This window comes from Brevibacillus sp. HB1.3 (assembly GCF_013186635.1).
Taxonomy (GTDB): Bacteria; Bacillota; Bacilli; order Brevibacillales; family Brevibacillaceae; genus Brevibacillus; species Brevibacillus brevis_D.
On the sequence record NZ_JABMIT010000007.1, the window covers coordinates 68152 to 79532 of the forward strand.

Annotated in this window: 8 protein-coding genes; all 8 read right to left on the reverse strand. The window is 41.5% G+C overall.

Annotated features, from left to right (window positions below; all coding sequences use genetic code 11):
- Positions 1–4: 4 nt before the first annotated feature.
- Positions 5–622, reverse strand: coding sequence for a TetR/AcrR family transcriptional regulator (locus HPY31_RS17435; protein WP_172141741.1), 618 nt, complete (start codon positions 620–622; stop codon positions 5–7).
- A gap of 208 nt (positions 623–830) precedes the next feature.
- Positions 831–4037: an SMC family protein gene (locus tag HPY31_RS17440; RefSeq protein WP_172141742.1), complete on the reverse strand. Its 3207-nt coding sequence runs from the start codon at positions 4035–4037 to the stop codon at positions 831–833.
- Entirely contained in the window at positions 4034–4711 is a 678-nt protein-coding gene (locus HPY31_RS17445; protein WP_172141903.1) for a hypothetical protein, read from the reverse strand. Before HPY31_RS17445 ends, HPY31_RS17440 begins: the two co-directional genes overlap by 4 nt.
- On the reverse strand, positions 4692–6134 hold the full coding sequence (locus HPY31_RS17450; RefSeq protein ID WP_216675691.1) for a hypothetical protein: 1443 nt from the start codon (positions 6132–6134) through the stop codon (positions 4692–4694). The genes HPY31_RS17445 and HPY31_RS17450 overlap by 20 nt, the downstream gene beginning before the upstream one ends.
- Positions 6110–7408 carry a toprim domain-containing protein gene (locus HPY31_RS17455; RefSeq protein WP_216675692.1) on the reverse strand — a complete coding sequence of 433 codons (1299 nt, stop codon included), beginning with the start codon at positions 7406–7408 and terminating at the stop codon, positions 6110–6112. Before HPY31_RS17455 ends, HPY31_RS17450 begins: the two co-directional genes overlap by 25 nt.
- A 211-nt stretch (positions 7409–7619) precedes the next feature.
- Positions 7620–7742 (reverse strand): hypothetical protein, encoded by a 123-nt coding sequence (locus HPY31_RS29050; protein WP_256434418.1) that lies wholly within the window; start codon positions 7740–7742, stop codon positions 7620–7622.
- Between the two features lie 41 nt (positions 7743–7783).
- The gene (locus HPY31_RS17465) at positions 7784–8140 is read right to left on the reverse strand and encodes a DUF6933 domain-containing protein (protein ID WP_172141745.1); all 357 of its coding nucleotides are present in this window, start codon (positions 8138–8140) and stop codon (positions 7784–7786) included.
- Between the two features lie 21 nt (positions 8141–8161).
- Positions 8162–11314 (reverse strand): hybrid sensor histidine kinase/response regulator, encoded by a 3153-nt coding sequence (locus HPY31_RS17470; RefSeq protein ID WP_216675693.1) that lies wholly within the window; start codon positions 11312–11314, stop codon positions 8162–8164.
- Positions 11315–11381: the final 67 nt, after the last annotated feature.

Genomic DNA, 11381 nt, shown 5'->3' on the forward strand with positions numbered 1-11381 from the left:
CTCCTTATTGAGTCGGTCCCAGCATCGCTCTCAATGAAAACAACAATGCTTCCATCTGCTCGGACACCTTCGTTTTCTCTGGGCCCAAATGCGCAGTATCCAGCATCAGCCCATCGATAACCGAGATGAAATAGCGAGCGATCGCCTCAGGTGGTAGATGTGGCTTGAACTCACCTGTCGCTGTCCCATGCGCGAAGAAAGCTGTCAACACGTCGACCATTTTTTCATAGCGAGTCGTGATGTATGGATAGCTCTGTTGCTTTTGCTGATCCTTCAGTGACAGGAAAAACTCTGAGTTGGCTTTGGACAGTGTTTGATCGATTTTCTCGATCTCGCCCTGTTGCTTGTTCACCCATTTGGTGATTTGCTGCCAAGACCTTTCACCAGCAACAGGCGCAAAAAATTGTGCATCCTGTTGATCCTTGAATTGCAGCAGTTCCAAATATAAGTGCTCCAGGTTATCAAAGTAGGCATACAAGGCTCCTCGTGATACGCCCGCCTCGTCCATGACGTCTTGCATGGTGGCCCGTGTATAGCCTTTGGTGATGAACACACGTTTTGCCGCTTGCAGCAGTTCGATTTTCTTTTTGGTTTTGTATTCGTCGCTTACTTTTGGGGCCATGGGGGTTGGGAGTCTCCTTCTTACAAAATAGACATAATTGTCATTTTTATTGATAAATTCATTATAATAGACAACCTTGTCGTTTTTCAAGTTATGAGAGCTTTCGATTGAAATGGGCCTTCTTTCGAGTTTTATAAAGAGAAAAGCAACCTGCTTCACTCGTTAAAGAGATAGAGGTTGCTTTTCGATATGTGTTCTAAAAAAGAAATTAATCTTTTCCTTTCACAATCCCAATAACTCTACTTGTTGGCCCAGTAGGATCGTGTTGAACGATAAACGCTTTCGTAAAACGATTCAAATACGTTTCTTCGTGCGACTTTGGCGTTAAAATAATCAATTTCCTTTTTAGTTCTTGTTCATACAAATCAAAGACTTTTGATTTTCGGTTTTCGTCTAGAGCACTATCAAATTCGTCGAGTACAATGAATCCCGGGGTAGTTTGCAGATTCTGTAATAGTGCAAGAGCAAAAAGGAGTGAGCTAAGAGATTCTTCACCCCCCGAGACTCCTTTCCCAACTTTTCCACCACGTGCTTTTATACTGACATCCTCCAGAGATCCGCGGTGACCTTCTTTCCGAGCTTTAATATACAGTTTAAAATGGATACGCTTCCGCTGGTCTTCAAATGATTCCCAACTAATATCCCCTTCAAATTGAAAATGACTCATATACATCTTAAACCGCTGTTGCAACTCGAGAACACGCATGTTAATTGTCGTCTCCAATTTATCTCTTAATTGCTCGGAGCGTTCCCTATCTTGTTCTAGCAAAATGCTTGTCCTCTTGAATTCGTCAGCCAAACGTTCATATTCAAATTTTGCTGTCTCGTGATTTTCTGGTGCAGCAGGATCTATTCCTTCTTCCATCCTCGCTTGGTTAAAAATGACCTGGCCTCTTTCACGATCTTTCCTCAGTTGCGAAATAGAGTATGATTTTTCTAAAACCGCTTTAGCAAAGACGTCGGAATAAATATCAGGGGTAATATGCTGTAACTCATTCAGTTCTTTTATCGTCTCAACACGCTCTTGTTTCGTTGTCTCTATTTGACCCATGTAGTTTTCCTTTTGCTTCTTTCTCGATTGAATATCACTTTCCATTTTTTCTAGATCATCAGACAACTTTCTTATTTCCCTTTCAGTCTGGCTAATCTTTCGCTCAAGCTGCCCCAGTTCTCTCTCCATTTGAGCGCTATTGCTGTTTTCTTCTTTCAATTGCTCCTTCTTTACTGTCACTTGCTTCCTGAATTCGTTCAATCTCTCATATTTGTCTTTCATCTTCCCGAGTTCTTCGTAAACAGCCTCTTCTTCTCGTAGTTCTTCTTCTAATTTTTGTTGCTTAATTTGGAGACGAACGAGTTGTAGCTTATCTTTATCTAATCTTTTCATGTCCTGCTCTAGTTCTTCTTTACTTTCAAGTACTTCAATCAACATTTCTTTCCGCAAGACGCGCTCATGTTCATTTGTCATGAACGCTTCGGCTTCTCTCACTTGATGAATAATACTGTTTAACTCTTGAACAGTCTTCGTATCAGCTAGTATTTTCTGCTCATAGAAGGACACCCTCTGCGCAAGTGTCTCAATCTGTTCTTGCACTTCCTGCTTCCGAACTCGCAGTGCTTTTATACTTAAAATAAACTTTTCTTTTTCTTGAGGTCCTCGAATCCCAATCGGATCAATTAAAACACCGTTTTGGATGGAATATGCCTCGTCCTTAAAAAATTGCTCCACCCACCAAAGCGCTTTGATCGCATATGGAATTTCTTCTTCACGCAATCCTTCCTTCACTCTAATATGAAGGTCTGGTAATTTTGTAACAGACCGGTCAGGAACAATTTTCATCAACGGGACATGATACAAATCGTTTGGCGGATTAACGTGGGTAGCATTAACAAAGATCGTATACTTGATTGTATGAAATAACTGCTCATCCTTTAATCGAGCAGTCTCATCCATTTCAATGAGCTCACGGAGAGGATAAGCTTTTATTTGTTGTGATCGGAACAATTTCATTGATTCCAATTGGCGAGCCGACAAATTACGCTCCTCTTCAAGTAAAGCAAGCTCTTCCTCTAGCTCACGCAAATTTAGTGAATCATTTCTTTTATTGTCCTTGTTCACTTCGATTTCTTTTTCAAGAAGCGTAATCTTTTCTTGTACTGCATGACTGCTTTTATATTGTTGTAATTTTTCAAGATGAACAACTTCCAAATCATTATCAACTGCTATTTTCTCTTCGCTCTTAGCTACTTGTACTACTTTTTCCTGCCAAGCTGTTTGTCGCTCCTCCAATAAAGAATGAGTCCGCTGATAGTCTTCATTTGTTTTTTTCTGTTCATTCAAAAGCCCATAAAGCTCAGCTTTTACCTCTTCCTCGGTTCTTATTATTTGACTCTTTCGTAACGTAATGGATTCCAATTCTTTCTCTAATTCTTCGATCTGTATCTGAATGTCCTGAAGGTGTAATGTGGCTTCATCGATTTTTTTATGGGCTTCTTCAATACGTGCGTCCAGTACTTTAGATTCACTCATCAATGTGTTCAGGTGTTCTTTTGCTTTTTCGTGTTGTTCTTTTCTTAATGCTTGTGTCTCATATACCTCTTCCATTTCTTCTTCCAATTGCTGTATGATATTTTGTACTCTCTCTTTTTCATTTTTAAAATGCTCTTCTAGCCCAAACAATGATTCAATATAGAGCTCTCCGCCTTCTCGTAGCCTTCTTTGGTTATCCAAAAAACGGTCGAGTGCAGCCTTTTTCATGGAGAGTTCTGCTTTCATTAATTTTACATTCAGTTCAGAAGACCGTAGAGTATCTTCGGTCTCTTTCATTTTTTCCATGCTTTCTTCCCAATTTCGCTGGATTTTGTCTATTCCATGAATCTCACTAAAAATGCGAAAACGCTCCACTGGGTGCATGACTGCAAATTGATTAACCTCCTGCTGATACCAAATGAGATAGAAAAGATCTGGATCAATTTTATATTTATACTGTAAATCTTTCCTGTACGCAGAAAAATTAAAATACCGGTCACCCGAAGTGAACGTAACCGTTTCTTCCCATCTATCCATTTGCTCACCCTTAGAAATCGAAAACTCCTTTTTTAAAGGTTGACCGGGATCTTGAGTGATTGTTAACGTGAATTCAATAAACGATGGTGCATCAATTTTCATCAGTCCGTCATTTTTAAATAATAATGAAATTCTTGCTCTCCATGTTTGTTCAGTCGATAAATTACGAGATTTCAAACCCTCAATATCTACTTTAGAGGAATACAAGACAGCCCCCATACAAAAAGTAAGCGTTGATTTACCCGCACCATTGGGTCCAGTGATTAATACGTGATGATCTTCACCAGATAAATCCACCAATGTGGGCGAGTAGTCACGGACACCTGAAAAAGTAAGTCTCCACGGAATCATTCGTTTTCTCCTTTCTGGTAAAGGTTATACCGTCTAAAAAATTTCAAAACCTCTTCTTTGTTTAGTTGATGTGATTGGCTGAATTCCACTGTGCGACGCAAAAAAGAATCTGAAAACATGTTCACCCCAATTGCCGTTAGCTGATAGGCTTTCTCTTGTGAACTCGTATCATATTCTTCTATCGCACCTATTTTTTTCAATGGGTCAATGTTTGATAGAAGTCGTTGGTTTGCTTTCGTTGTTTCGTGTCCAAATGCATTCAGGAGTTGATCAAAAAGTGTAAACTCATGCTGAAGAACTTCCTGCTGGTAAAATATATACAATAATATAGCAAGGCTTTCTTTTGACAACGTATTGCGGGCTGCTCTTGCCGGTACTCTCATTACCACAACAATTTGATCACGCCGTTCATCATAGATTATTTTGAAATAGCGGCTAACTGCTTGATTGACCCGTATGATAAAAGAATGAAACTTCTCATCATTCCCTTGAATTCGAAGATACTTTTCCACTTCTTTTCTTGAAAGGCCGAAGTTTCCCAATCGTATGGAGGCAGAGGAGGAAAATAGAATGTTCATAAATGTGATTTCCTCTTCTTCTGTCAAGATGCCCCTAATTGACTGCATCACATTTAATGGATTGACATTGGTCTCGTTACTCTCCCAATCCCCCATCCGTTCTTCTCGAATCGGAGGTACGATTTCTTTTTCGGATGGTATTGGCTCGATCTTCATGATTCATCCACTCCCATTTTCTTTCATAATCGGGTAAATCTTTTCGTTCTGATTTGTGAACAGCAATTTTTTTATTTCCGACTAATGCTGAAATAGCTGTTAGTGCATTAACTGCATCACTCCAACGAGAAGATGTAGCTTCAACGACAACTTGTTCAATAAGTGCTTCTTCATGGATATCTAAAAAAGATTCTATCTGTTTTGTTTCAATCATCGATTTTGTTAACAGCCAGTTTGATTCACCCATCCATTCTTCCATTTGATCCATAGAAATTTCTTCTGTAAGAAAAACGATTTCTTCCACTACTTCATCCATCGATTCAACCAATGGCTCGTATGTTTCTAAGTAATCTATAGCTTCCTCGATAGTAACCGCCGAAAGGGGCGCAGCAAATTTGACTGGCATCCACAAACCGTCAACTGCTTCATCCTCATACTGGTTCTGTTCCATAAAGCTTAATAATTGATATGCGTTAGGAATGTCAGAATCAAGAGGCGGGTCAAACATTGAAATAATAAATTCACGCACCTTTTCAGGTCGGATCGTTGAAGATAAGGGTGTTTTTTGCATATGGGTAAACTTCAGATACTTATTAATCATCCCCAGACTTAAATTGGTTCCTTCCGCCAAAACAGCAGTTCCTTTTTGCATTAAATTTGCAAGAATCAAGCTATCCTCCAATGTTTGAAATTGACGAAGCCGGTCTTGCAATTTCACTTCTAGTTCCTCCATTAAATAGTGAATAAGCTCAAGTTGCGGCAAAGCATTCCGATCAGCCAGCATCTCCAACTCGCGTTCTCTCATTAATTGAATCGCATTTTCAACATTGCGGATCATACTGGCTATCTTATTACCACCCGAAATCCCGTGGTCATCGTATGCTTCACTTAATTCAGCATCACGCTTTGCCTGAAAAAGAGAGCGACCAATATCATCATGCATATAGTAGGCAAGAGAATCGTTCGCAAGTCGAATCAATACATCCATCATTCGCTTCCCAACATCTCTCATTTTCAACTGACGTGACTGTTTCGAGATCCAGTTATATTTGACTAGAATATTTATAGTTTGCTCAACAGTTTTTTTAGAAGGTGGTTCTGGATCCTTGTAACGATTTCGATAACGATAATAAACAGTCTCCGCATTATCTATTGGCTCATCAAGGCCAAGCGCTTCCTCATTAAATAATTGAATCAAACGTAAAAAGCGCAGGATTTGACTCGGAGACTGAAAAGCATTTTGTGAACCAAGCTCACTTAACACACCCGTTAAATAGGCGATATCTCGCATAGACTGCATCAGCTCGGGAGCTGATTCATCAGATTGAAAAATAGATATTAATGGCTGATCCACTTTTTCCAATCGTTTACACCCCCTAACATTTGTTCCTGCTCTATCTTGTGATGGTTCAAGAGTGCTGACATATACTCTTCATATTGCTGCCAGCTGGTAACAGATTCAAGATTGTGTGTAATCCATTTCAAACGGATACGATCATATTGTGCAACAGCCAAGTATAGCTCCCTGGATATTTGCAGACCATCCGGATCGTAGTCACTCCATATGATGATTTGGTCTAAAGAACTGTTTTTTAATAGTTGCTGAATGCACAGACGATGTGAGGTTCTTAGATGTCCATCCACACATAGTACAAGAGAATTTGTCTCCATCAAAAAGCCTCTTTCAGCAGCAATTCTTGTCAATATTGACCGATTTTCAACAAGCCACAGCGTTGTTGCACCTGTTGAATACTCTTCTTCATCAATCGCTATATCTGTCAGTGCATGAACAGGACCATATTGATACGTAGAAAACTGACCAACGATTTGTCCCGCAAAAAAGAGAGGTGTAATTTTCCCCAGACTGGTAAGGCCAAGTGAATCCGCCGAACATTGTGCCCAGTTTTCCAAATGTGCAATAAACTCATCCTTGAATAAGTCAAATTCCTTTGATCCGCCAATTTCCTTATAGTAGCTAGCCCCGATTTCTTTCCAGTCAAAATTGGTTTTATTCAATGCTAATTGCACAAAAGCTAACACAAAATGAAGAAATTTCAGTCGTTTTTCTATGGACCACTTTGATGGAAAAAGTGATGAGTCCCTTATATCCTCGAAGCCCTGACCGTATCTTTCATTCATGATGGACACTAATGTCTGCAATTCTTTTTTGCTAGTATGCTCATAAGCATACTCAAGCGTTGCCGCACTTTGATTCCAATTTCGAAGTTCCTGATCAATGATATCCATCTTGTTCCGAAGCTGTATTTCTCGATATTTATGAAGCCTATAGCCCATTCGATATTGTATGGAAGTCACTGTTTTCTGGTCTTTTTTAAAACGGATTTCTTTCATGATCCAACCTTTTTCCAGCCATCGAAGTGTAATTGGATCATTGTCATCCAAGTTTATTTTCTTCCTTACAGTTGAAATATTCCTCATTAACTCCTCATCAGGGCTTTCTTCTATATAATCTGGCTCGTCCGCCATTAAAGTAAGAACCCCAACAACCCGATAAGTTCTTTCTGTACGTCTGATAATACTTACATCTACAAAGGGAGAGTCAGGATATACGTTTCCTTGCAGATCAATATGTTCATCCTTTTTTAGAATAGATTTATTGATGTAGGTGATGATCAAAGGATCTAGCATATCTATTGTCCTTCCACTTAAATTTATCTATTATACTAACAAAATCATCGGTCATCGTTGAATGTAAATAATAGGAACCATAGATTGGGGATAAACGCGAACACAGAAAACTCTCCTACTATCAATAGGAGAGTATCAAGAATTCTACTATTTAACATACCATAGTAATGAGAATAAATGTAAAAGTTTTGGATACACACTATAATTCTTCCAAGGCTTCCAGCATTACTTGTCTGGAAAATAGTTGTGGCAATTTAGTCATGATGTAATCATTCAAAAACCGATTCACCTGATCAATACCCAATTCATTACTTTTCCTCATTTTCCTATCCATATCGTCCTGTGCAATCCATATCATGTCATTCATTTGACTAAGAATGCTTCTATCACTGTTTCTGTATAAGTAGCCTCACCGATATTTTGTAAATACTTCTCAATTCGCGTTTGCGCGATTCCATCTGCCAGAAGGTTTTCTGCGATTTTTTCTTTCACCAATTGATTAAAGCGGTTAAAATCGCCCTTCTTCAAACCATACATTACGAAATTGTATCTGGTTACGTTATTCATCACCAGCACACACTTCCGCCGTTGACAGAAAAACAGGTGAGCGTGCCATCTGTATAACGGCTCCGCAACTATTCTTTCTTTATCAGAAACAGTAACTTTCATTTCTGCTATAAGCTTTTTGGTGCATTGAAAAGTAATGAAGACGATGATCACCCCATATAAGAAGTTTCGAATTTACATCCGATCCGGTATCACAAACGAAACCGTCGTTCCCTCCCCCGGCTTACTCGTGATGACCAAGCCCTTCCCATACATTTGCGTCAGTCTCCGATTCGTGTTGGACACGCCAATTCCGCCTCTTTCCTTCTTCGACAAGTCAAGAATTTGCCGCACAGTCTCTTCCTCCATCCCGATACCATCATCCTTCACCTCAAAAAGAGTGGCGTTCTTTTGCCGGGCGATGCGGATATGAAGAGTTCCCCCCTCTATTTGGGTAAGAAGACCATGGTTGATTGCATTCTCCACTAATGGCTGAATGGTCAGTGGCGGGATGAGAAGATCGATACCAGGCTCAACCTCCCACACGATCTGTAACCGCCCCCCAAATCGTTCCTTTTCAATGTAAAGATACGCTTGGACGAGCTCCAGCTCATGGGAGAGTGCCACTTGTTTTCCTGTATTCAAAAAGTCAAAGCTGATATGCAAGAAGGAGGTAAACGCATCCCCGAGTTTCCGCATCTTCTCTGTATCAATGTCACTCAACGCCATAATGGAGCTAAGTGTGTTGAACAAGAAGTGCGGGTGAATCTGCGCCTGCAAGTAGGCAGCCTCCATACGCAGTCGTTCATCGACGGTTTGCTTGAGTGTCGTCAACGACCAGACGCGGTATTTCAGCTCCATGCCATCGACTGGTTTGCAAACATAGTCATTCGCACCAGACAAATACCCGGTGTATACATCCTCAGACTGGCTGCGCGCAGTTAAGAGCAAGATCGGAAGCTCGGAAACAGAGAAATGCTCCCTGACCCTTTGCGTCAGCTCATAGCCCGACATATGGGGCATCATGACATCGATAATAAGTAAATCCCACTGCTCTGTAAAAAGCAGATCGAGCGCGTCTCTTGGCGATGCACACGTAGTGATTTGATAATGCGAGGAGGAGAGCATTCGATCCAGCACCCTTAGGTTAACCGGGTCGTCATCGATCGCCAATATGTTCGCCTTTCTTTCTACAAACGCATGCGCAGCCGTTTGCTGAACAGCCAAGATATCTGGAGCTTCACTATGCCCCATCTGATTAATAGCCGTCACTTGATTACTCTTATCGATTTGCTCCACATATTGGCTCTCTGCTGCTTTCATCTCATCTGTACTAACCGCGGGCAGCCAGAAGCGAAATACCGAGCCTTTGCCCAGTTCAGAGTCGACTCTCAGCTCACTATCATGCAGCTCTACCAGCTGGGCACAAATAGCAAGACCGAGGCCAATTCCTCCGCCGTCGTTCGTTGCTTGAGCTCCCTGCTCATACGGCAAAAATATACGTGCCTTGGTATACTCATCCATCCCGATTCCTGTATCGGATACATAGATCGCCACCTGTCCGTCCATGCTCTTGGCCGAAACGACGACAGATCCTTCTTCCGTGAATTTCAGTGCATTGTGTACAAGATTGAACAGAATCTGGACTAGCCGCTTCTCATCTGCCAAGATTGGCGGGATGGAATCTGGTATGTCCATTTTCAGTTGAACAGGCTTGCCTTCTACCATGTAAGTGAGCATGCTGATGATGCCGGAAACAACCGATTGAATATGCAACGGCTTCTTCTGCAACATGATATGCTTGTCCTGCAATCGTACGACATCTAGCAAATCATCCAGTAAATGCGACATTCTGCGGCTGATCGTGATTAAGAGCTCCATATCCTGCGTGCTCCGACCACCCATGACATGCTTTTCATTGTTGACGACAGTCTGGGCGATATTCAAGATGCCGTGCAACGGCGTCCTCAGTTCATGCGAGGTATGGGCGAGAAACTGGTCCTTGAGCTTGTCCGCTTCTTTCAATTGCTCCGTTAGCTTTGCTTTTTCCTCTGAATTGCGAAAGAATCGCTTGAACCAGTAAGCAGAAAAACTGACAAGTGCAGCAATCAGGTCGAGCGGATAATACACGTACTTGATATCGATCATTTTATATTCGATGATGGCGGACCATATGACATTGGACAAAATACTCGTTGCAGCAATGAGCAAAAACACAGCGTCATTCTTTTCATGCATAAGCATGCGGCTGATTTTAAAAATAAACACCAACAAAGGGCCAAAATAAATAATGACTAAAAATGGCGTTCCAGCTAATATATACACCCATTGTGCAGTTCCCAGTACGATGACTGCCGAGTAAAGACTGAGCACGAAAAGATATGCCCGAAACGGCTTGGAGTATTCTTTCTCTTCCTGATCAGATAGATTCCTGACCAATAATATCATCAGCAGAGGCTGCCATATGTAGGCGAGCACTTCTACCTTGATCGACCATGTATAATCGATCGGGAGCCAAAGTAACAGCAGATTGTCATAATCAGAAACAGTCTTTATCCCTACGCAGGAAAGTAACAAAAAAAACACCAGAAACTCTTTGTGGCGGGCATTCAATACATACAGGATGCCGGCATACAAGCCATGTAACAACAAGATGAGGAAGGTTGTCATCTGGAAGCCGATAGAATACCAACGTTCGGTGTCAACAGCGGCCTGCGACCCGAAGTAAATCGATCTGACGATGCCTCCCTCGATTGGATTATGAAAGTTGGCCGTTCGGACAAGCACTTCAATGACCTTTGCATCACCCGCAATGTACGTAGCCGTGAAGGATCCCTTCTGTGGCGTGTACTCTTCCGCTGTTGTCGCAGGCACTCCGGCTCTGGCTAATATCTCTCCGTTAACCTCTACGGTAGATGATGCTTCCACTTGTGGAACCCATAAGGTGTATGGCTGATGTAGTGGTTGATCGACCAAAATCCGTAAACGGTACGTACCATAGCCATACGGTGACGGAGAGTCCCTGGAAAAAGCGCTGCTCCAATTGCCAGGCACTTGAAGGTACTGGCGTTCGTCATTCGATGATTGCTTGAAATCTTCATGCGTGATGAAAGAATCAGGGTAAAACTCCCATTCCCCATCCAGTGAAATGGACGGGGAGTTTTCAAAGTCCCACCCGCGCATATCAAGAACCCCTTGAATCGCTTGCGGATGATCTGGTGATGCATGAAACGAAAACCAAAACGTTCGAAGACCTAGGAGAAATGCTAAAAATAAGAGAAGAATCACAAGATGCTTACTTATGAATGCTTTTGAATGACTCCGAATATAGTTGCTTTGCTTTATCATAGTAAGATCATCTTTCGACACGCTTCGAATTATCCCTTGTCAAATTACAGTTCACCTCGCCCTATTT

Excerpts from the sequence above, each read along its gene's own strand:
- HPY31_RS17440 (WP_172141742.1), bottom strand. The coding sequence starts at position 4,037 with ATGATTCCGTGGAGACTTACTTTTTCAGGTGTCCGTGACTACTCGCCC.
- HPY31_RS17435 (WP_172141741.1), bottom strand. The coding sequence starts at position 622 with ATGGCCCCAAAAGTAAGCGACGAATACAAAACCAAAAAGAAAATCGAA.
- HPY31_RS17470 (WP_216675693.1), bottom strand. The coding sequence starts at position 11,314 with ATGATAAAGCAAAGCAACTATATTCGGAGTCATTCAAAAGCATTCATA.
- HPY31_RS17445 (WP_172141903.1), bottom strand. The coding sequence starts at position 4,711 with ATGGGGGATTGGGAGAGTAACGAGACCAATGTCAATCCATTAAATGTG.
- HPY31_RS29050 (WP_256434418.1), bottom strand. The coding sequence starts at position 7,742 with ATGAGGAAAAGTAATGAATTGGGTATTGATCAGGTGAATCGGTTTTTG.